Raw genomic sequence first — 22,800 nt, 5'->3', positions numbered from 1 at the left:
CACATTTCAGCTCTTATGGATTTATTCCTCCTAAACAATGATTCTCCATTGAAAAATAGACAAATCTGCAGTTTTCTTCACATTTCTTCAGGGGATATAGCCAAAAAACTTCTCTCAGCCAGTAAACTGCCGAGTTCCGGTTCAAAAAAAGGAAGAGTGTATTTACCGAAACCCGACTATCAGCAAATTAAAGATCTGGAATAGCCAGCATGTGGCATAAGTTGTCACCCCCTGCCCAAAGTGGTAATATTAATAAGAAATAATGTGAATTTTCATGGGAGGATTCCGCCGAAAAAGAGCGAATCTTTAACTACCTATGCTTCAATAGACTTTGAAATTAGATATGCATAGCTCCGGCGCCTTGATTCATCAGCAAGGCACTTGTGCTGTCATATCCAACATAAAGGAGCGTTTTTATGCTTGGGATTTTAAATAAAGTGTTTGATCAAAATAAACGCGAAATAAAACGTCTCACCAAAATGGCAGAACAAATTGAAGTACTTGCATCTGATATGGAAAAATTATCGGACGAGCAGCTGCGCGAGAAAACAGAAGAATTCAAAGCCCGCTACCAAAAGGGTGAAACCGTCGATGATATGCTGACTGAAGCTTTTGCGGTTGTCCGCGAAGCAGCAAAGCGCGTTCTTGGTTTATATCCTTATCCGGTTCAGTTAATGGGGGGTATTTCCCTTCATGACGGAAATATTTCTGAGATGAAAACCGGTGAAGGTAAAACCCTGACTGCAACCATGCCGGTATACCTCAATGCCTTAACCGGCAAAGGCGTTCACGTTGTAACGGTCAACGAATACCTTGCGAGCCGTGACGCTACTGAAATGGGCCAGCTTTATGAATTCCTTGGCCTGACTGTCGGTTTGAACTTAAATGGACTTTCCAAAGAAGAAAAACAGGCAGCATATGCGGCCGATATCACATACAGCACAAACAACGAGCTTGGATTCGATTACCTTCGCGATAACATGGTTCTCTACAAAGAGCAGAAGGTTCAGCGCCCGCTGCACTATGCCGTAATCGATGAAGTGGACTCCATCCTCATTGATGAAGCTCGTACACCGCTGATCATTTCAGGTTCAGCACAAAAGTCCACTCAGCTTTATATTCAGGCCAATGCCTTTGTCAGCCGCCTGAAAAAAGATGAAGACTTCACATATGATGAAAAGACAAAAGGTGTGCAGCTGACAGAAGAGGGGATGACCAAAGCAGAGAAGGCTTTTGGAATCGATAACCTTTTCGACATTTCTCATGTTGCACTTAACCACCATATTACACAGGCATTAAAAGCACATTCCAGCATGCATTTGGATGTCGATTATGTTGTTCAGGAAGGCGAAATTGTCATTGTTGACCAATTTACCGGCCGTCTGATGAAGGGCCGCCGCTACAGTGATGGACTTCACCAGGCTATCGAAGCTAAGGAAGGCCTCGAAATCCAGAACGAAAGCATGACGCTTGCAACGATCACATTCCAGAACTATTTCCGTATGTATGAAAAGCTTGCCGGAATGACTGGTACGGCGAAAACGGAAGAAGAGGAATTCCGCAATATCTACAATATGAACGTTATTGTCATTCCGACAAACCGTCCGATCGCCCGTGATGACCGTCCGGACTTAATTTATGCAACAATGGATGGGAAATTCCGTGCGGTGGTGGAAGATATCGCTGATCGCCACAAAAAAGGACAGCCTGTGCTTGTCGGTACAGTGGCTATCGAAACATCTGAAATCATTTCTAAATACCTGACTAAAAAAGGTGTTCCGCATAACGTCCTAAATGCGAAGAACCACGGCCGTGAAGCGGAAATCATCTTGGATGCCGGTAAGCCGGGTGCCGTGACAATTGCGACTAACATGGCAGGGCGCGGTACAGATATCAAGCTCGGTGAAGGTGTGAAGGAACTTGGCGGACTATGCGTTATTGGTACAGAACGCCATGAAAGCAGACGAATCGATAACCAGCTCCGCGGACGTTCCGGACGTCAGGGAGATCCTGGTGTCACGCAATTCTATCTTTCCATGGAAGATGAATTGATGCGCCGCTTCGGTTCTGACAATATGAAATCGATGATGGAGCGCCTTGGAATGGATGACACTCAGCCAATCCAGAGTAAAATGGTTTCAAGAGCCGTTGAATCAGCGCAAAAACGCGTTGAGGGCAACAACTTCGATGCACGTAAGCAGCTTCTTTCTTACGACGATGTTCTCCGTCAGCAGCGTGAGATTCTTTACGGTCAGCGTAACGAAGTTCTGGAGTCTGAGAACTTGAGAGAAATTGTTGAAAAGATGATCATGACCAGCATCCAGCGTAATGTGGAAGGGTATGCACCTGGACATGAAGACGAGGAAAACTGGAACCTGCAGGGCATCATTGACTATGTAAATGGAAACCTTCTAAATGAAGGCGACCTAACCGTAAATGATATCCGCGGCAAGGATACGGAGGAAATCGCCGAAACCATTTTTGCCAAGGTCAAAGAACGCTACAATGAAAAAGAGGAAATGCTTAGCCCTGAGCAAATGCGAGAATTTGAGAAAGTCATCGTGCTGCGTGCGGTTGACTCCAAATGGATGGATCACATTGACGCAATGGATCAGCTTCGCCAGGGAATCCACCTGCGTGCGTATGGCCAGACAGATCCTCTTCGCGAGTACCAGGGTGAAGGCTTTGCGATGTTTGAAAACATGATCGCTTCCATCGAAGAAGATGTTGCGAAGTACATCATGAAAGCCGAAATCCGCAACAACCTCGAGCGCCAGGAAGTAGCCAAAGGCCAGGCCGTCAACCCGAAAGAAGACAGTGAAAAGGTTAAGAAAAAGCCTGTCGTCAAGCAGATGGACGTCGGACGCAATGACCCATGCATCTGCGGCAGCGGCAAGAAATATAAAAACTGCTGTGGTGCAGAAAAATAAACACCCGAGCCGGCAACAGCTTTGCCGGCTCATCCTTTTTGAAAAAGCTGTTTCTGTGGAGCTTTTCTTTTTTAGCAGAAAACTATGTTTTACATCTGAGTTGATTGGAGTGGAGGGCACTTGATCCTCGAAAATGCTGACACATTTCCTTCGTGCAGTGTTCATTCGAGTAAGCTTATTCAATGTCCTGCGGGAGGCTCCCGTTCCTCCCCGCGGAAAGCAAATGCTCGCAGCGGAAATCAACATGTGACATCTAAACTGATTGCTTTTTCAAGATAATCACGAAATAATAGGAAAAAATAACTTACGAGGTGACCAAAATGGAATTAGCAGATATTCGCAATGAACTTGAAAAAACAGCTAAGATTTTAGCGGACTTTAGGGGGTCTCTTTGACTTAGAAAACAAAGAGGCGCGCATCGCTGAGCTTGATGATGTCATGCTGCAGCCTGGATTTTGGGATGACCAGCAGGCGGCACAGGTAGTTATCAGCGAATCAAACTCACTGAAAGAACAGGTGGTTGAATTCCACGATTTATACGAAACGTTTGAGAATCTGGAATTAACTTATGAGCTAGTAAAAGAAGAGAGCGACGCAGAACTGCAGGCCGAGCTTGAGGAAGAGCTCAAGGACTTAGTGAAGCGCCTGAACGATTTCGAGCTTCAGCTTCTTTTAAGCGAGGAATATGATAAGAACAATGCCATTCTTGAACTGCATCCGGGTGCAGGCGGAACCGAGTCACAGGACTGGGGAAGCATGCTGCTTCGTATGTATACACGCTGGGCAGAGAAGAAAGGCTTCAAAGTCGAAACACTTGATTACCTGCCGGGAGACGAAGCGGGCATCAAGAGTGTTACCCTTAGCATTAAAGGCCATAATGCTTACGGCTATTTGAAGGCAGAAAAAGGCGTACACCGCCTGGTAAGGATTTCTCCATTTGATTCATCAGGACGCCGCCATACTTCATTCGTTTCATGTGAAGTGATGCCGGAATTCAATGATGAAATTGAAATCGACATCCGTACCGAAGATCTGAAAATCGACACATACCGTGCAAGCGGCGCAGGCGGTCAGCATATCAACACGACTGACTCTGCTGTCCGTATCACTCACTTGCCGACAAATGTCGTGGTAACCTGCCAGACGGAGCGTTCCCAGATCAAAAACCGCGAACGTGCCATGAAAATGCTTCAAGCTAAGCTATATCAAAAGAAAATCGAAGAGCAGGAAGCAGAATTGGCTGAAATCCGCGGTGAGCAAAAAGACATCGGCTGGGGAAGCCAGATCCGCTCTTATGTCTTCCATCCGTATTCCATGGTAAAAGACCACCGTACCAACACGGAAGTCGGCAATTTGCAGGGAGTTATGGATGGCGACCTCGACATCTTTATCAACGCATACCTGCGTTCAAGATTGAGCTTATCCCAAGATTAAAAAACAAAAGCCAATGCCTGCAGACCAGCGGCATTGGCTTTTTGCGTGTGAAAAATGAACTAGCAATTAAAACTGGAAAGCTGCAAATAAAATCGGAAACTTTCAAATAACGCAACCTTTCGTCCAATTTCTAAAAAGACAGCACTTAAAACGAGCATATTATCCCCTTAAAAGCATGCCAAAACACATCAACATTGACTGAAAAAAAGTCTAAAACAGCTAATTTTCATAAGGAAAAATCGAAAATTTATATAAAAAATACGCATACTATTCCGACCCAAAATCGCTGCCGCCACCAACCCGCAAATAAATTATCAATTTATGAAATTTTTTTCGAAAAAAAGTTTTACCGGTATATCATTAAATCTTCTTCCTTATTAATGATTCCAAACCCTTAAACATCCAACTAATTTTCTTTAAATAGTTTTAATTTTGTATTTCATTTTGAATATAAAAAATAGTTTGACAAATAAAACGAGCTGAAGTTACAATACAAATAAGTTCATGAATGCAGAACAGAGTTTTATAATGTAAAACAAAATCTTGGATACAGAACAGAGTTTTATAATGTAAAACAAAAAAACAGAGAGGTGATTTACATACCATATTTTATTTTTTTAGTGAAACATGAAAGCGTTTTAATTTTGAAAAGCCTACTTCCAATGATAGCGCAAAAATAGAGTACACTATCATTTTTTAAAATAGTTGAGGGGGAAGATTGATGAAGAAATTGTCCATTTTATTTCTTAGTATCTTAATGATCAGCACAATGGTACTGGCGGCCTGCGGAGGAAATTCAAGCTCGACCGGCGCTTCTGAGAAAGGGTCATCAGATAGTGCAAGCGGTGAAGGCGGCAAGCGTACGATTAAGGTTAGTATTGGGGTTAATGACAAGCATCCAGAATATGAAGCATCTATGAAATTTAAAGAGCTTGTTGAAGCAGAGTCTGACGATTTAACAGTTGAAGTTTATCATTCCGGCCAGGTTGCCGATGACCGTTCAGCGATTGAAATGCTTCAGTTCGGCACGCTAGATGTGACGATTCCATCTACATCACCGCTTGTAAACTTTATACCGGAGTTCGGGGTATTTGATCTTCCATTCACGGTTCCGAATGAGGAAGTAGCAGACAAGGTATTGGATGGCCCATTTGGAGATAAGATGCTTGAGATGGTTGATCAGCAAGGTCTTGTTGGTCTTGCATGGTGGGAAAATGGCTTCCGTAACTTAACAAACGATGTAAAACCTGTTGCGACAATGGAAGATGTTAAAGGCTTGAAAATCCGTACAATGGAAAATGAAATCCACTTAGATGCTTGGAAAGCTCTTGGTGCAAACCCAACTCCAATGGCATTCACTGAATTGTTCACTGCATTGCAGCAGGGTACGATCGATGGACAGGAAAATCCATATCCAACCATTTTGTTAAGTAAGTACCCTGAGGTTCAGAAGCATGTTTCGAATACAAATCATGTATACACACCGTTTATTTTCTTATTCAGTAAGAAAATTTGGGAACAGCTTTCCGCTGAACAGCAGGAAGTGGTTTCTAAAGCTGCATTAGAAGCAGGCAAATTCAACCGTGAGCGTACACGTGAAGTAGCGGAGGAATCACTTGAAACGTTAAAGAAGGAAATGACTTTTACAGAAATCAAGGATGGAGAATTTGAAAAATTCCAGGAAGCTGTGAAGCCGGTTGTTGGTAAGTACAAGGATAAAATCGGTGCTGAAATTGTAGACGAGTTCCTGGCTGAAGTTGATAAGGCAAAATAATTATTTTGATAAGCAGCCGGCTTTCGACTGATTGCCGGCCGCTTTTTAAAGAAGAGAGGCGATCCAGTATGCTAAAACCATTAAAATGGCTTGATGAAAACCTCGAAAAGTACATACTGTTTCTTTTATCGACTGTCATGGTTACGGTCATTTTTATCCAGGTATTTATGCGCTATGTCATGTCAAATTCATTGTCATGGTCTGAGGAGCTTGCGCGGTACTGCTTTATCTGGCTTATCTATATCGGAATAAGCTACGCAGTCAAGCATCATCGCCATATTAAGGTGGATGCTGCACTTATTCTTTTTAAAGATAAAACGAAAATTTATTTTTCTCTCATCTCTAATATCCTCTTTTTGGTTTTCTGCGTGTATGTTGGGATCTATGGCTATGGCATTGCATCCCAGCTGCTTTTATTTGGACAGACAACACCGGCACTTCAAATTCCAACAGGAATCGTTTATCTGGCTCCTCCCGTTGGCATGGGGCTTGCGGGCATTAGATTGATTCAGAACATAATCGGCAATATTATAGCGATTAAAAACTTTGATAAAACTCATGAACTCCCAAAAGATGCAGAACAAACTATTAATGTGATTTAGAAGAATTTATTAAAGGAGGCAGGCTCTGAATGGCAGGTGTATTATTCGGTTCCTTCGCAGCATTCCTATTTCTTACAGTTCCCATAGGAATCGCAATCGGGTTAGCGGTATTATTCACTATTTTATATACCGGCAGTATGCCAGTTGAATTTTTAATGAAAGAATTAACAAACTCTGTTGACTCATTTCCTCTATTGGCTGTTCCTTACTTCATTATCGCAGGCGAAATAATGGGGAAGGGCGGAATATCCAAGCGGCTCTTTAATGTAGCAGATTCAATGGTCGGTAATAAAACAGGCGGCATTGCGATGGCTACCATCATTACCTGTATGTTTTTTGCGGCAATTTCCGGTTCAGGGCCTGCGACCGTTGCGGCGATCGGCGGGATCATGATTCCTGCCATGGTTCAAAAAGGGTATGATAAACGTTTTGCGACTGCAGTTGTTGCTGCAGCAGGTTCCATCGGGGTTATCATTCCGCCAAGTATTCCAATGGTTATTTACGGTGTATCCGGAAGTGTATCGATTGGGGATATGTTTATTGCCGGGATCATCCCAGGAATTCTCGTAGGGATTGGCTTAATGATTTATTCTTATATCCATTCGAAAAAAATGGGGTATACCGGAACAGATCAAAAAACAACCATAAAAGGCATTTTTACAGCAATTTGGGAGGCCAAATGGGCTCTCATGATTCCGATTGTTATTTTAGGGGGCATTTATGGGGGCGTTTTCACCCCGACAGAAGCAGCCGTTGTCGCCGTAGTATTCGGATTAATCGTCAGTGTTTTCGTATATAAAGAATTGAAATTCAAAGATCTGCCGCAGATTTTTGTTGATTCTGCGTTAACGACAGCCACGGTGCTTGTGATCGTGGGAGCTGCCACAGCATTTGGCCGCCTATTAACGATCGAGCAAATCCCGAATCAGATTGCAGAAGCAATGATGTCCATCTCCAGCGAGCCGCTCATCATCATGCTGCTGATTACATTATTGCTATTGATAGTAGGGTGCTTTATGGACACGATTGCTGCGATTATCATTTTAACGCCAATCCTGCTCCCGGTTGCCCTTCAGATTGGATACGATCCGATTCACTTCGGGATTATCATGATTGTAAACCTGTCAATTGGGTTCATCACACCGCCTCTTGGAGTTAACTTATTTGTTGGGGCAGGAATCTCCGGCTTGTCACTTGAGCAATTGTCAAAAGCGATTGTGCCGTTTTTCTTTGCGATGCTGATTACCTTGCTAATTATCGTTGTTGCGCCGCAGCTATCATTGCTGTTCTTATAAAAATATGACATCCTATTTCTATTAAAACAGCATTTTATAAGTTTCAAAAATGCTGTTCCTTTTTTTTGAGGAATATAAAACTAAGTTTTATAATGTAGAACAAAACTCAAATTTAGATTCTAAACAGCAAATTTAAAGAAGGGGAGATGAAGATGAAAAAGAAGAAGATATTTGGCCTGGCCACTGCTGTTCTGGCAAGCTTTTTATTCCTTGCCGGCTGCGGCGGGGAAGAGGCAGGGGGCGAAAATGGGGGAGGAAAGAAGAAGGTAATTAAAGTAGCACACTACTTTGCTGAAGACCATCCCCAGAATGTTGCCTTAAAAGAAAAGTTTAAAACGATTGTAGAAGAAGAAAGCAACGGAGAGCTTGAAGTGCAACTTTACCCAAACAGCACGCTTGGTGCTGAAAAGGAATTCTATGACGGTGTCCGCAATGGGACTATCGAAATGGGAATCCCGGGCTTGATCATGCAGGCGGATATTCCGAAGATGGCCGCACCTGAATGGCCGTTCTTATTCAAAGACTTTGAACATGCCAAAAAGGTGTTAAATGGACCGATTGGCAAAGAGCTGACAGCAGACCTTGAGTCAGAGCATGGCGTAAAGCCGCTTGCCTGGAGTGCGAATGGGTTCCGGATGTTCTCATCCAATCAAACAATTGGCAGCTTAGCAGATTTTGACGGCCTCCGCCTGAGAATGCCGAATATCCCAAACTATATCAAACTTGGAAAATTGCTTGGCGCCAATGTAACGCCGCTGCCAATTTCCGAGGTTTTCACAGCGATGGAGCAAAAAGTGGTGGATGGCCAGGATAACCCAATTGCCACAGTTCGGGCATCTGGCTGGTATGAAGTACAAAGCGATATCCTGGAATCAAAGCATATGTTTAGTCCGAACTTGTATATCATCAACAGTAATTTTTGGAATGGTTTGACTGAAGAGCAGCAGAAGATTATTGAAAAGGCTTCAAAGGAAGCTGCAGATTATGAATTTGAACTGCTTGAGAAGAGCTATGAAGAAGATAAGAAATTTCTCGAGGATAATGGCCTGAAGTTTACGACTCCTTCAGGAGAGTTTTCAGCTGAGATGGAAGAAGCAGCACAGCCTCTATATGAAAAAATTTACAGTGAATTTGAATGGGCGAAGGATTTAGCTGACCGTATCCGTGCAGAAGCAGAGTAAAACCAGCAGGAAGGCCTGGAGGAATAATAATGCCTTTTATTCCTCCAGGTTTAAATTTGCAGGGAGGAGAAAGCCGTGTTTAGCAAAATTAATTCTTTTTCTACCAAACTATTAAACATTGCGATTGCCTTTTCGCTGGCAGCCATGTCCCTCTCCGTCTTTGGAAATGTCGTTTTGAGATATGTGTTCAACTCCGGTCTTACCTGGTCTGAAGAAATGTCCCGCTACTTATTCGTATGGATGGTCTTCCTGGGTGCCATTGCCGCATTAAAGGATAAAATGCACCTTGGTGTAGACATTGTCGTCAATTCGCTGCCAAAGGGGCTTCAAAAGGCTGCCTTCCTGATCAGCAATGCAGTGGTCCTTTATCTGCTATGGCTTGTTTTGGAAGGAAGCTGGAAAATGACCCTTCTCAATATGAACAGTACAGGTCCCGCAACAGGAATGCCGCTTTCCTATCTGTATGGAATCGGGATTGTATCAAGCATTTGGATGATGATCCTCATTATTGCCAGCCTTTTTAAAGCCATCAGAGGAAAGTCTGAAAGCTTAACGATCATCCAATCCCCGGACGATGTTTTATCGGATAATCACCCTGATCAGGAAGATAAGATTATCGCAAAATAACGGCGGCAAGAAAGGAGGGCAACACTCGCCATGATAGGAGTATTCTTAGGGTCACTATTTGGATCGCTGGCATTAGGGGTGCCGATTGCATTCGCACTGCTTGCCAGCGGGGTTATGCTGATGTTTGCCATGGGTACGTTTGATAGCCAAATTGTTGCCCAGAATTTGATTAATGGAGCCAATAACTTTTCGTTAATGGCGATCCCGTTCTTTGTCTTAGCCGGAGAATTGATGAATGCCGGTGGAATTTCCAAGCGTATCGTTGATTTTTCCATGGCGCTTGTAGGGCACATCCGAGGCGGCCTTGGCTTTGTAGCCATTATTGCCAGTATTTTATTTGCAGGGCTATCGGGTTCTGCTGTTGCGGATACAGCCGCACTCGGGGCGATTTTAATTCCGATGATGATTGCCAAAGGATATAACGTCAACACTTCTACAGGCATCATCTGTGCATCCGGTATTATTGCTCCTGTTATACCGCCAAGCATTCCCATGATTTTATTTGGGGTAACCGCAGGTGTATCGATTACAGATTTATTCATGGGCGGAATTATTCCCGGCATTATGATGGGATTGGGGCTTATGATTGGCTGGTTCTTTATGTCACGGAAGGATACGAGTGAACTTCCTCCGCGGAAATCGGCTAAAGAAATCTGGAAGGCGATCCAGCAGGCCAGTTTTGCGTTAATGCTTCCGGTCATTATTATTGGCGGTCTGCGAGGCGGTGTTTTTACCCCAACTGAAGCAGCTGTAGTGGCAGCGTTTTATGCGCTGTTTGTAGGGTTATTTATTTACCGGGAGTTAAAGCTTGAAGAGTTGTATCAGGTTTTAATTGCTTCGGCAAAAACAACGAGTGTGGTTATGTTTGTGGCTGCTGCTGCAATGGTATCAGCCTGGCTTATCACTGTTGCCAATGTTCCGGCAGAAATTGCAGGCTACATGGGTTCGCTTGTCAGCAGTCCGCTGCTGTTAATGATTGTCATTATGATCTTCCTATTATTGATCGGCCTTGTGATGGACCTGACACCGGCTATTCTGATCTTCACACCGGTATTGATGCCGCTTGTTAAAATGGCCGGAATTGATCCAGTCTACTTCGGAATTGTAATGGTTATCAATCTATGCATTGGATTAATTACTCCGCCTGTCGGCACTGTTTTATATGTTGGCTGCGGAATAAGCAAAATCAGCCTGGCAGACTTGACGAAAGGCATCTGGCCATTCCTGGTCGTTCATGCAATTGTGCTCGCGCTCTTAATCCTGTTCCCGGAAATTATTACGGTGCCGCTTGAATGGCTGAATTAACCTGAGCTGACCAGAGTGAGAATGATGAAGGAGATAAGGATAGATGGACATCATTAAAGAAATTTTAAAAGATATCCCCATTCCCAAAATGGTTAAAGTAAAGCAGAAATTTCACGCACCCCAGCTTGATGATGTGGGAGCCGAGGTGCGGAAAACACTCAATGAAACCAATGTGCTTTCTAAAATTAATGAAGGCGATTCCGTTGCGATCGCAGTTGGCAGCAGAGGGCTGGCTGATTTGCCTGTTCTGGTACGCGAGACGGTTCGAGAAATTAAGCGTGTTGGCGGAAAGCCGTTTATTGTTCCGGCAATGGGAAGCCATGGAGGGGCCACAGCCGAAGGCCAGATAGATGTGCTTCACCAATTGGGCGTGACGGAAGGAGCTGTTGAGGCACCGATTGAATCCTCAATGGAAGTTGTCAAAATTGGCGAGCTCCCAAATGGGCTTCCGATCTATATTGACCGAATCGCTTATGAAGCGGACAAAATTGTCGTTATTAACCGGATTAAGCCTCATACAGCATTCCGCGGACCGGTTGAAAGCGGACTTATGAAAATGATTACAATCGGGCTCGGAAAGCAAAAAGGGGCGGAAGCTGCCCATGCTTACAGCTTTAAATATATGGCAGAGCATGTGCCGGAGATGGCCAAAATTTCATTATCAAAAGCTCCGATCATTTTCGGTCTCGCTTCTCTTGAAAATGCTTATGACAAGATTGCAAAAGTGATTGCCGTTCCGGCAGAGGATCTGGAAACAGAGGAGCCGGAACTATTAAAAGAAGCAAAATCCCTCATGCCCAAAATTCATTTCGATGAGTTTGATGTCCTGATTGTCGACGAGCTCGGAAAAGATATTTCGGGTGATGGGATGGACCCCAACATTACGGGGAATTTTGCTACCCCATATGCCTCTGGCGGCCCGGAAATAAAAAGAACCGTGGTGCTGGGCCTGACCGAAAAAACGCATGGAAACGCTAATGGCATTGGCATGGCGGACATGACAACCAAAGCGGTCGCAGATGAAATTATATGGGAAAAAGGCTATGCAAACGCTTTGACCAGCACCGTGATCGAAGTGATTAAGCTTCCGATGGTGCTAGAAACAAAAGAGCTGGCGGTCAAGGCTGCCATTAAAACCTGCAATGCCTTTGATTTAAACAAGGTAAAAGCCGTCAGAATCAAGAATACATTAGACATCGGCGAGATTTTGATCTCAGAGAGCATGATGGAGGAAGCAAAACAAAATAGCAATCTAGAAATTATTTCAGAGCTTGAAGAACTGGTGCTCGATTAATCCGAAAAAAAGCTGCAGAAACTATTCTTAGATTGATAGATAAGGAGTGTTCACATGACACATTTATACCCGCTCATAGATAATCCTGTAAATCCATATCGTGACAATGTACAGGGAAAAGCCAATGAACCGATTACGGTAGCTGGACTTCTGGACCGCGCCAAACAGACACTCGGTTCCTCATATGAAGGCGGAAAGCCGGATTGGACGCTTGAAGAAATTTATAATCGCCTTGAAATAAACGCTCCGCGCATTGCCATTATCGGAGGTTCATCTGACCATCCGGCTCACATCATGGACTATCAAACCTCAGCACGCGCGGCCATCCGCATTTGGCAAAACGGAGGAGTCCCTTTTTACTTTTCCACACCGGTTATGTGTGACGGCACTGCCCAAAGCAATCAGGGGATGAGCTATTCCCTGCAAAGCCGGAATGCGGTTGCCCAAATGGTGGTCAATCAGCTTGAGGCCCATAGTTATCACGGTGCATTTGTCATTCAAGGATGTGATAAACAGCCCCTGGGCGTCGTAAGTGCATTGGCACATGTCGACCGGGTGAGGCGCAGCCGCGGAGAAGCTCCGTTTTTTGCCACATTTGCCCCGGCGCATGTTCTCGAAGGCGGCTCGATCCCTGATGATGTTATTGCAGAGCTGGAAGAATTGGCGAAAAAAGCAGAGGCGGAAGTTGCTGCGGATGTGGCTGCAGATTTGCGCGACACGATGGCATACATCCTGCAATGCTCATCGAACACAGCCTTCCAGGGAGTTTTTGAGCGTGCCTGCGAGAGGGGCATTTTAACAAAAGAACAGCATAAATATTTTGAAATGAGGCTGGCTGTTGCGACATGTGACGGACAGGGCGGTGTTTGTGCCTTTAATGGAACCGGCAATAGCTCCAGGCATCTGGTAGCCGGATTGGGACTTGTTCATCCAGCGGTGGAGCTGCTGACAGATCCTCCGACCCAAAGGCAGATCAATGCCGTTCTTGACAGCTTTGCCACCATGATTAATGAAGAAAAATATGGCGTTTCCAATATTGTGGCTGCCAATATCAAAAACGCAATTCGCATTCACAGTGCCTCCGGCGGCTCGACCAACCTGATGATGCATATTGTTGCAGGCATGCTCTATGGGGGATACAAGTTTAGTCTATGGGATTTGGACCGCATCCATCATGAGTATCCGATTCCGGATTTGTTTGACTACAGCCTGACAGAAGGCCGAGACATTTACTCGCTCGCCATGCAGTGCTGCAGCGGCACGAGCAGGGGCATGGAAACACTCTTTTACGAACTGCTTGAACATGGCGTCCCAATGGATCAGGATGCACCGACCGTTGCAGCCAGAACATGGAGAGAGCGTCTGGCCATTACACGAAGCCTGCAGGCAATCAATGTAAAAGAAAATCCTGTCATCTTATCAACCCCGCGCAGGGCATTCAGCGGAGTAGATGTATTGCAAGGGAACTTCTTTGAAAGCGCAGTGGTAAAAATCAGCGGCATGCCGACATCTCAGCTTGATCAGTTCGATGATAAGCTTGCATTTGTTCTTTATTTTGAGAATGAAGATGATGCAAACAGAAGTCTCCTTGACTCCAATCTGCTTAACAAAATTAAAAAGGATAAGTTATTTGACCATAACCTCTTGCTGGAAACACTGAAATATAACAATACAGCGGAATGGGAACTTTTAAAAGAAGCAACATACGAAAAACTATTTGACGAGATGGCTGAAAAAGGCATATTGAAAATTTCAGTTGTCATTGCCGGGCAGGGTCCGATTGCTTTTGGAATGCCAGAAATGTTTACTCCGATGCAGCATATTAATGCCAGCCGGATCATGAAAAAGCTCGCAACCATTATCAGTGACGGTCGCTATTCCGGCGTTACCTACGGGGCTGCGATTGGACATATGACACCGGAAGGATATGAGGGCGGCGGCATTGGCTTCCTTCAGACAGGTGATGTTGTACATCTTCAGCTTCGGGGACGCCGCATTGATTTTGTAGACAGAACCCAGCTTTTCGCAGGTCAGGTTGTCCATTCATTTACTGACAGCTTAAAAGCAGATCGCCAATCACTTGTGGTAGAGAGAAAGCGGCGAATGAAAGCACGCCAGAAGCTGGTTGCAGCAAGCAATCGCATGTATGGTCATACTGATGCCGCAAACGGTGTGGTTCCGCTGGCAGTAGCAGAGGATGCAGTCCTGGATTACGAAAAAGATGTTTTGCTTCAAGAAGCAAGCGCGGCTGCAAAATAAAGGCAAGCTCGTCAAATATCCTGTAAAATTAGACTAAATAGAACTAGGAGAGTGAGCGGAAATGCCTATTATCCAATCAGTGGAACGCGCATTAAAAATAATGGATTTATTTGACGAGCGGGAAAGAGAATTAACCATTACAGAAATCAGCAAAAGGATGAATCTGCATAAAAGCACGGTTCATTCCTTATTAAAAACTTTGCAGGAACAAAGGTATATCTCACAAAACGAAGAGAATGGAAAGTATCGTCTGGGGCTCAAGCTTTTTGAACGGGGCAACATGGTTCTAAGCAATCTCGATTTGCGGAAAGTTGCCAGAAAGCATCTTGAAAGGATATCGGCGATGACAAACTTGACGGTACATCTGGTTATTCTGGACGGACAGGAAGGCGTATACATCGATAAGGTTGAAGGAAGTGGTGTGACCGTTCTTTATTCCCGCATTGGCCGCCGTGTTCCTGTTCATACAAGCGCTGTAGGCAAATCGCTTATTTCAACGAAAACAGATGCCGAACTGGATCAGTTTCTTGAAAATTATCAGTACACAAAACAAACACCAAAATCAATCTCTTCAAAAGAAGAATTACTCTCGGAAATAGCTCATGTCCGCACGGCTGGCTATTCAGTGGATAATGAAGAAAACGAACCGGGCATTGTCTGTTATGCAGTTCCAATTAAGGATTATTCCGGTAAGGTAATAGCAGGCATCAGCATGTCTATGCCGGCAGCGAAAGTTACAGATGAGGTCCGTGAATATCACGTTGGACTCCTAAAAGAATGCAGCACCAGCATTTCACAGGATCTCGGCTATGAATATCAAAAAATTTAACTTACTAAACTTATCTGTTGGTTTCTCTCAAGAAGCTCGCATTCCCGCGGGCGGTCCGACGCCCCTCAAGCATTAAGCCTGCGGGGTCTCCCGTTGGCTCCCGCTTAGGTCTCGTGCCTGCCGCTTCAATCAACAGAGCGCTGGGAATTAACGAAAAATTTAAAAAACGATAACGGTCATTCAGGAGGAATAGAGATGAGAATTATTCGCTACCTAAAAGAAAATGAAAAACAACTTGCAGCTGTAACAAACGAGAATGAAGTAGCAGACCTTCCATTCAGCGATTTTTTGTCGTTGATTGCTAAGGCACGTGAAGATAACAGAACAGCGTTTGATATTGTAAAACAAATTTCCGATGAAGCGGAGAAGCAGCCAATCGAAGGCCTTCGGTTAACCACTCCAATTGATGCTCCGGAAGTATGGGCTTCAGGCGTGACATACAAAAAAAGCAGGGAAGCGCGAAACTATGAAGCTACACAAGGGAAGCTTGACCGCGAAACGTTTTATGACAAAGTCTACGATGCAGTGCGTCCGGAAATTTTCTTTAAATCAACATCTGCAAGAACGGTAGGGCCGAATGATCCTGTATATCTCCGTTCCGATTCCAACTGGCAAATCCCGGAGCCTGAGCTTGGGCTGGTCATTGATAAAGAGGGCTATGTTCTTGGCTATACGGCTGGCAACGATATGAGCTGCCGGGATATTGAAGGGGAAAATCCACTGTACCTGCCGCAGGCAAAGGTTTGGAAGAATTCCTGCTCCATTGGGCCGGCTATTGTTTTGGCAGAGACGGTTTCAGATCCTTACGAATTCCAGATTATTTGCCGCATCTACCGCGATGAAGAGCTTGTATTTTATGGGGATGCACAAGTCAATCAGCTGAAACGCACACTTGATGAGCTAGTCCAGTACTTAGTGCTTGATAACCAAATTTTTGACGGAACAGTTCTTCTTACAGGAACATGCGTTGTCCCGCCAAACGAATTTACATTAGCGGAAAATGACCGGATTGAAATTGAAATTCCTGGCATCGGCATCCTCAATAACCCGGTTGTCCAAAGTGAAAAAGTGGGGCAAGCAGCTAAGGGGTGAGGAAATGAGTGAGTATAAGACGCTTTTTTTAAACGAAAAGGATAGTGTTGCTGTCGCTTTATCAGATATTCCTGCTGATGCGGAAGTGATTGTCAAGCTTGAGAGCAGAGAGTTTCGTGTAAAAATTCTAGAACCCATCCGCTTTGGCCATAAATTTGCAGTCAGGGCGATTCCCCAGGGTGATGACATTATTAAATATGGTGAGGTGATCGGGGCGGCAGCTATCCCGATCGATGCCGGGGAGCATGTTCATGTTCACAATCTCGAAGGCAAACGAGGGAGAGGTGACAAAGTTGTTTAATGAAAAACTTCAGTTTTGGGGTTACCGCCGTCCTGATGGCCGTGTTGGAGTGAGAAATCATGTCATGATCCTGCCAACAATTACATGTGCGACCCAAACTGCCCAGCGGGTGACAGAGCTTGTCAGCGGCACGGTTACATTCATACACCAGCATGGCTGTGCCCAGGTTGGCACGGATTATGATCAGACAGCCAGAACATATGCAGGAATGGGGATGAACCCAAATGTTTACGGTGTCATCGTCCTTGGCCTTGGCTGTGAAACCCATCAGGCACACCGCATTGGCGATGAAATTGCCAAATGCGGCAAGCCGGTTGCGACAGTATCAATACAGGAACATGGCGGCACACTTCAAACCATTGCCGAGGTGGCAAAAATAGCGGTAAAAATGGTTCAGGATGCTTCCATGGTACAGCGGGAGCTATGCGATTTTAGCGAATTGATCGTCGGTACAGAATGCGGGGGATCTGATGCATGCTCCGGCCTTTCGGCTAATCCAGCCGTTGGGCGCACAAGCGATATGATTGTAGAACAGGGCGGTACCGCCATTTTAGCTGAAACGACAGAATTAATCGGTGCAGAGCATTTGCTCGCCAACCGTGCAGCGAATGACTCAGTCGCCAAAAAAGCCTATGCAGTCATTAAAATGATGGAAAACCGCTCCATCCAAATGGGTGTAGACATCCGTACCGGCAATCCAAGCCCGGGCAACATTGAAGGCGGCTTAAGCTCTCTCGAGGAAAAGTCGCTTGGGGCCGCAACAAAGTCAGGTACATCCCGTCTGGAGGAAGTAATTGATTACGCACAAAGACCGACCAAAAAAGGGCTGGTCTGGATGGATACTCCTGGACATGACATTGAACAGTTAACCGGTATGGTTGCAGGCGGCGCGCAAATTGTCCTTTTCACAAGCGGGCGCGGCACGCCAACCGGATCGCCAATTGCACCAGTTATTAAAATTTCAACAAATACACCAATGTTCGAACGCATGAACGAAAATATGGATCTTGATGCCGGGGCTATCGTGGACGGCAAAGAAACGGTGGGAGAAGTAGGCGGACGCATCATGAAAGAAATCCAGGCTGTAGCAAATGGCAAATTGACAAAAGCAGAAATCCTGAAGCAGCATGACTTTGGAATTTGGCGTATTGGTCCGACGTTTTAATAAAGGGCTCTTTTATGCTTATTGTTAACACCATCAGGACCGCCCGCTGAAGCGGAAATCAATAATCAAGATTAACAGAGTTAACAAAGCCTATTAAAAAGGAGAGGTTAAAACATGAAAGCTACAATTGAGACAAAAACGTACAGTAACTTTATTAATAATGAATGGATAGAATCCGCATCCGGAAAAGTTATTGAAAGTATTAACCCGGCTACAAAGGAAGCTGTAGGATATGTACAAAAATCTTCTGAGGCAGAGCTGAATCAGGCTGTAGAAGCTGCGTACAATGCGAAGAAAGCATGGCGCAAGCTGGGCCAGGCAGCAAGAGGACAGCTATTGTTCCAGACAGCAAACATCTTGGAAGCACGGCTGGATGAAATTGCTGAAAGCATGACAAGGGAGATGGGAAAAACCCTTCCTGAAGCAAAAGGGGAAACTGCCAGGGGCATTGCCATTCTTCGTTATTATGCAGGAGAAGGAATGCGCAAAGACGGGGATGTTATTCCATCAACAGATAAAGATGCACTTATGTTCACAAAGCGTACTCCGCTTGGTGTTGTAGGTGTCATCACTCCTTGGAACTTCCCTGTTGCGATTCCAATCTGGAAAATTGCGCCTGCTCTTGTGTACGGAAATACCGTTGTATTCAAGCCTGCCAGTGAAGCGGCTGTCACGGCTGCAAAGGTGGTCGAATGCTTTGCAGAAGCCGGCTTCCCTGAAGGTGTCTTAAACTTCGTAACGGGTTCAGGCTCTGTTATTGGCCAGGGATTGATCGATCACCCTAAATTGAACGCCATTACGTTTACAGGCTCAGAAAGTGTCGGGCAGAGTGTAGCGAAAGCCGCAGCTGCACGCGGCATCAAGTTCCAGCTTGAAATGGGCGGAAAGAATCCTGTTATTGTCACGAAAAATGCCAATCTTGACCAGGCTGTTGAAGCTGTCATCAGCGGAGGGTTCCGCTCTTCCGGCCAAAAATGTACCGCTTCAAGCCGCGTAATCGTGGAATCTGAGGTTTATAACGAATTTAAGCAAAAGCTAATCGAAGCCTCTGAAAAGATCACCGTCGGCAATGGCCTTGAAGAGGGCATCTGGATGGGACCTTGTGCAAGCGAAAGCCAATTTAACACGTTCAATAAGTATATTGAAATTGGGAAAAACGAAGGAGCAAGACTGGTCCATGGCGGCGAAGTGCTGACAGGCGGAGAATATGATAAAGGCTTCTTCGTTAAACCGGCGATTTTTGAAGAAGTAACACCTGAAATGACGATTGCCCAGGAAGAGATCTTTGGACCGGTCATTGCGCTTATCAGAGCCGTTGATCTGGAAGAAGCAATCGAATTGGCGAACAATACGAAATACGGATTGAGCGCATCCATCTTTACTTCAGATATCAGCTCCATTCTCGAATTTATCGATGAAATTGAAGCAGGCCTTGTCCGTATCAATGCAGAAAGCGCTGGTGTAGAGCTGCAGGCTCCATTTGGCGGCATGAAAGCTTCAAGCACTGGCTCACGCGAACAGGGTGAAGCTGCGAAGGAATTTTATACAGCCATTAAAACAGTTTTCATAAAAGGTTCTTAAAAACTATTAGGTATAGTGCACCATTCCGCCATAAAAAGGAGATTTCCAGAATAGAAATCTCCTTTTATAAAAAAGTTGCGAGGTATCCAAATGAAGATTACGAAACTTTTATTATATAAAGTTCCCCCGAGATGGCTGTTTTTAAAAATAGAAACAGATGAAGGCATTTCCGGCTGGGGAGAGCCTGTTGTCGAAGGGCGGGCTGAAACCGTGAAGGCGGCCGTCAATGAACTATCAGATTATATCATTGGCCGCAATCCAAATGACATTGAAGATATTTGGCAAACCCTGTATAGGGGAGGATTTTACCGGGGCGGACCGATTCTGATGAGCGCAATCTCCGGAATTGAACAGGCCCTCTGGGATATTAAAGGAAAATATTACAATATTCCAGTCTATGAGATGCTTGGCGGCAAAGCACGCCAGAAAATAAAGGTGTATTCCTGGATTGGAGGGGACCGGCCGGCTGAAGTTGCTGCAGCAGCAAAAGAAAAGCAGGAACAGGGTTTTCAAGCGATTAAAATGAACGCCTCCGAGGAAATGAACTACATAGACAGCTTTTCAAAAGTAGAAGCGGTGATTGAGCGTGTGGCATCCATTCGCGAGGCACTCGGCAAGGACTTTGGCATCGGCGTTGACTTCCACGGCCGGATTCATAAAACCATGGCCAAAACGCTTGTGAAAGAGCTGGAGCCTTATCGCCCGATGTTCATAGAAGAGCCGGTGCTTCCGGAAAACAACGAAGCTTTGCGTGAAATTGCGCAGCACACAACCTGCCCGATTGCCACTGGGGAAAGAATGTATACGCGCTGGGGGTTTAAGCAGCTTCTGCAAGACGGCTATGTGGATATTATCCAGCCTGATCTTTCTCACACGGGAGGTATTTTGGAAGGAAAAAAAATCGCAGCAATGGCAGAAGCGTACGATGTGTCGGTTGCGCCGCATTGCCCTCTTGGGCCGATGACGCTGGCATCTTCGGTTCACCTGGATGCCTCAACCCCTAATTTCATCATCCAGGAACAAAGCCTTGGCATTCACTATAATCAGGGAATGGACATTCTCGACTATATTCATAATCCTGAAGTATTCGCCTATGAAGATGGCTATGTGAACATTCCGGATCAGCCTGGCCTGGGTATTGAGATAAACGAGGAAAAAGTCAAACAGGCAGCGGAAGCCGGACATGATTGGAAAAATCCTATTTGGCGCCATGAAGATGGCAGCATTGCCGAATGGTAAATGAGGAGGAGTAAAAATGAGCTTTCATGGAATTATCCCCCCGGTTGTCACTTTATTTGATGAAGCGGGAAATTTGGATTTGGAGATGAATAGACGGTATCTCGATAAGCTGATTTCACAGAATATTCATGGTATTTTGCTGATGGGCAGCTCAGGCGAGTTTTCTTCTCTTTCCATCGAAGAGCGGAAACTGTATGTAAGGGAAATGATTAAACATATTCATGGGCGCGTAAAAGTAATGGTTGGTGTGGGCCATACGGCGCTCAAGGAAGTCCTTGAACTGACTTCTTATGCAGAGGAACTGGGAGCGGATGGTGTACTGGCTGTCAGCCCATACTATTGGAAGCTTTCAGATGAGCAACTTTACCGCTTTTATTCAACGGTTGCCAGCCATACTGAGCTGCCAGTGTTTATTTATAATATCCCGCAATTGACCGGCCAAAATTTGCCGGTTGAGCTAATCGTTAAATTGGCCAAAGATTATCCAAATATTGCAGGCATTAAAGAAACAGTCGGTGATTTTGGCCACATTCGCCAGGTGCTCACTGAGGTGAAAAAAGTCCGTCCTGATTTCCTTATCTTCTCTGCATTTGATGAGCATATGCTTCCGGCTCAAATGATCGGTGCAGCTGGCAGCATTAATGGCAGCGCCGTGTTTGCCCCGGAAATATCAGTGGACTTATTTGAAGCTTATCAAAGAGGTGATTTTGCTGAAGCACAGAGGAACCATCAGCTGATTTCCAAGCTTATGGATGTTTACACCTATTGCCCGACATTTTTTACCACGATGAAAGAAGCTGTTCACCAGCGCTGGTTTGAGACAGCAGCAGGTCATCGTGCTCCGTTTGATGTATACCCTGCGAATTTACGTGAAAATGTCAGAAGTCTATTAAAAACTATCGAAACGAAAGAAGGCGTCCAATTATGAAAGAATCCCGCGAATTGCTTGAACAATTAGGCTACCCTTCCAGCGATTTTCAGGAATTGCCGACTTCCGCAAAAAGATTCCCGGACGGCGCACAATACCGGGTTGAGATTCCGAGTGTTGAAGGGCCAGAAGCGTTAAAGGCCACCCTTGAAGAAATTGACCGCCTCGGCTTGACGATTCACCGCGTCTCCCAGGGAAGCGGCATTATGCTGCAAACAGATGAGGAAATCAAAGAGATGTGTGAATTGACTGCAGAACGCGGAATGGAGCTTAGCTTATTCGTAGGCCCTCGAGGCACATGGGATATCAGTGCAGCTCCGTTTACATCCGGCGGTAAATCTCAGGCACTGCGCCATGAAGGAGCGGATCAGCTTGTCTATGCCATGGAGGATCTAAAGCGCGGTGCCGCACTGGGCTTGAGAGGCGCACTTGTTGCTGATGAAGGGCTGCTTCTGTTAACCAAAGAAATGAAAAGAAAAGGCCAGCTTCCGGAAGATTTCTTTATAAAGGTATCCGTTCAAATGGGCTCCGCTAATCCGGTATCAGTGAAGCTTATGCAGGACATTGGCGCAAATACTTATAATGTTCCTTCCGCATTGCCGCTCGCAAAGCTTGCAGCCATCCGGCAGGCCATTGATATTCCAATCGACCTTTATGTGGAGGTTCCAGATAATTTCGGAGGATTCCTCCGCTACTACGAAATTCCGGAAATCATTCGGGTGCTTGCCCCCGTTTATATTAAATTTGGCCTTCGCAATCACCCGGATGTGTATCCTTCCGGTAAGCAATGGGAAAGCACGAATATTTCACTGGTAAAAGAACGTGTCCGCCGTGCCTCTCTAGGCATTCAAATGATTGAACGCTACTATCCGGAAGCTCTGACTTCAAAGTTGGGTGCAGCGGGGCTTGGGATTCCAAAGGCTGAAAAAGCGTTAGCTAAATAATTTCCAATCCCTGGAACGGA

At 45.2% G+C, this 22,800-nt stretch carries 18 protein-coding genes; all 18 read left to right on the top strand.

All coding sequences use genetic code 11. From position 1 onward, the window contains the following. Positions 1-416 precede the first annotated feature (416 nt). The 18 genes from secA to DFO72_RS20675 all read left to right on the top strand — a co-directional run bounded on the left by secA (position 417) and on the right by DFO72_RS20675 (position 22,780). A complete protein-coding gene (secA, locus tag DFO72_RS20760; protein WP_113883799.1) occupies positions 417-2,930 on the top strand; it encodes a preprotein translocase subunit SecA in 2,514 nt (837 codons plus the stop codon). A 320-nt stretch (positions 2,931-3,250) separates the two neighbouring features. Next, positions 3,251-4,364 (top strand): peptide chain release factor 2 gene (gene prfB, locus DFO72_RS20755; protein WP_113883798.1). Its coding sequence is split into 2 segments (ribosomal slippage): positions 3,251-3,322 and positions 3,324-4,364, totalling 1,113 coding nucleotides; the frame shifts between segments, so codons are not numbered across the junction. A gap of 721 nt (positions 4,365-5,085) precedes the next feature. Further along, complete coding sequence (locus DFO72_RS20750; RefSeq protein ID WP_113883797.1) at positions 5,086-6,138, top strand: TRAP transporter substrate-binding protein; 1,053 nt, start codon at positions 5,086-5,088, stop codon at positions 6,136-6,138. Positions 6,139-6,206: 68 nt separating this feature from the next. After that, entirely contained in the window at positions 6,207-6,740 is a 534-nt protein-coding gene (locus DFO72_RS20745) for a TRAP transporter small permease (protein ID WP_113883796.1), read from the top strand. A 29-nt stretch (positions 6,741-6,769) separates the two neighbouring features. Next, complete coding sequence (locus DFO72_RS20740) at positions 6,770-8,035, top strand: TRAP transporter large permease (protein ID WP_113883795.1); 1,266 nt, start codon at positions 6,770-6,772, stop codon at positions 8,033-8,035. A gap of 152 nt (positions 8,036-8,187) precedes the next feature. Then, positions 8,188-9,216 (top strand): TRAP transporter substrate-binding protein, encoded by a 1,029-nt coding sequence (locus DFO72_RS20735; RefSeq protein WP_113883794.1) that lies wholly within the window; start codon positions 8,188-8,190, stop codon positions 9,214-9,216. A gap of 75 nt (positions 9,217-9,291) precedes the next feature. Then, positions 9,292-9,843, top strand: coding sequence for a TRAP transporter small permease (locus DFO72_RS20730; protein WP_113883793.1), 552 nt, complete (start codon positions 9,292-9,294; stop codon positions 9,841-9,843). A gap of 30 nt (positions 9,844-9,873) precedes the next feature. Beyond that, positions 9,874-11,148, top strand: coding sequence for a TRAP transporter large permease (locus tag DFO72_RS20725; protein ID WP_113883792.1), 1,275 nt, complete (start codon positions 9,874-9,876; stop codon positions 11,146-11,148). Positions 11,149-11,191: 43 nt separating this feature from the next. Then, entirely contained in the window at positions 11,192-12,442 is a 1,251-nt protein-coding gene (locus DFO72_RS20720; RefSeq protein WP_113883791.1) for a lactate racemase domain-containing protein, read from the top strand. Positions 12,443-12,496: 54 nt separating this feature from the next. Then, on the top strand, positions 12,497-14,701 hold the full coding sequence (locus DFO72_RS20715) for a dihydroxy-acid dehydratase (protein ID WP_113883790.1): 2,205 nt from the start codon (positions 12,497-12,499) through the stop codon (positions 14,699-14,701). Between the two features lie 61 nt (positions 14,702-14,762). Continuing rightward, entirely contained in the window at positions 14,763-15,530 is a 768-nt protein-coding gene (locus DFO72_RS20710) for an IclR family transcriptional regulator (RefSeq protein WP_113883789.1), read from the top strand. A gap of 195 nt (positions 15,531-15,725) precedes the next feature. Beyond that, the gene (locus DFO72_RS20705) at positions 15,726-16,622 is read left to right on the top strand and encodes a fumarylacetoacetate hydrolase family protein (protein WP_113883788.1); all 897 of its coding nucleotides are present in this window, start codon (positions 15,726-15,728) and stop codon (positions 16,620-16,622) included. Between the two features lie 4 nt (positions 16,623-16,626). Then, complete coding sequence (locus tag DFO72_RS20700; RefSeq protein WP_113883787.1) at positions 16,627-16,923, top strand: UxaA family hydrolase; 297 nt, start codon at positions 16,627-16,629, stop codon at positions 16,921-16,923. Further along, the gene (locus tag DFO72_RS20695; RefSeq protein ID WP_243856222.1) at positions 16,874-18,088 is read left to right on the top strand and encodes a UxaA family hydrolase; all 1,215 of its coding nucleotides are present in this window, start codon (positions 16,874-16,876) and stop codon (positions 18,086-18,088) included. The genes DFO72_RS20700 and DFO72_RS20695 overlap by 50 nt, the downstream gene beginning before the upstream one ends. Positions 18,089-18,202: 114 nt before the next feature. Further along, entirely contained in the window at positions 18,203-19,669 is a 1,467-nt protein-coding gene (gene gucD / locus DFO72_RS20690) for an alpha-ketoglutaric semialdehyde dehydrogenase GucD (RefSeq protein WP_113883785.1), read from the top strand. 90 nt (positions 19,670-19,759) lie between these two features. Further along, entirely contained in the window at positions 19,760-20,908 is a 1,149-nt protein-coding gene (gene dgoD / locus DFO72_RS20685) for a galactonate dehydratase (RefSeq protein WP_113883784.1), read from the top strand. 16 nt (positions 20,909-20,924) lie between these two features. Further along, the gene (locus DFO72_RS20680) at positions 20,925-21,836 is read left to right on the top strand and encodes a dihydrodipicolinate synthase family protein (protein ID WP_113883783.1); all 912 of its coding nucleotides are present in this window, start codon (positions 20,925-20,927) and stop codon (positions 21,834-21,836) included. Further along, complete coding sequence (locus tag DFO72_RS20675; protein ID WP_113883782.1) at positions 21,833-22,780, top strand: U32 family peptidase; 948 nt, start codon at positions 21,833-21,835, stop codon at positions 22,778-22,780. The genes DFO72_RS20680 and DFO72_RS20675 overlap by 4 nt, the downstream gene beginning before the upstream one ends. Positions 22,781-22,800 lie beyond the last annotated feature (20 nt).

The organism is Cytobacillus oceanisediminis (assembly GCF_004366035.1).
Taxonomy (GTDB): domain Bacteria; phylum Bacillota; class Bacilli; order Bacillales; family Cytobacillaceae; genus Cytobacillus; species Cytobacillus oceanisediminis_C.
The sequence above is the reverse complement of the archived record's forward strand: the minus strand, read 5'-3'. Positions and strand labels throughout refer to the sequence as shown.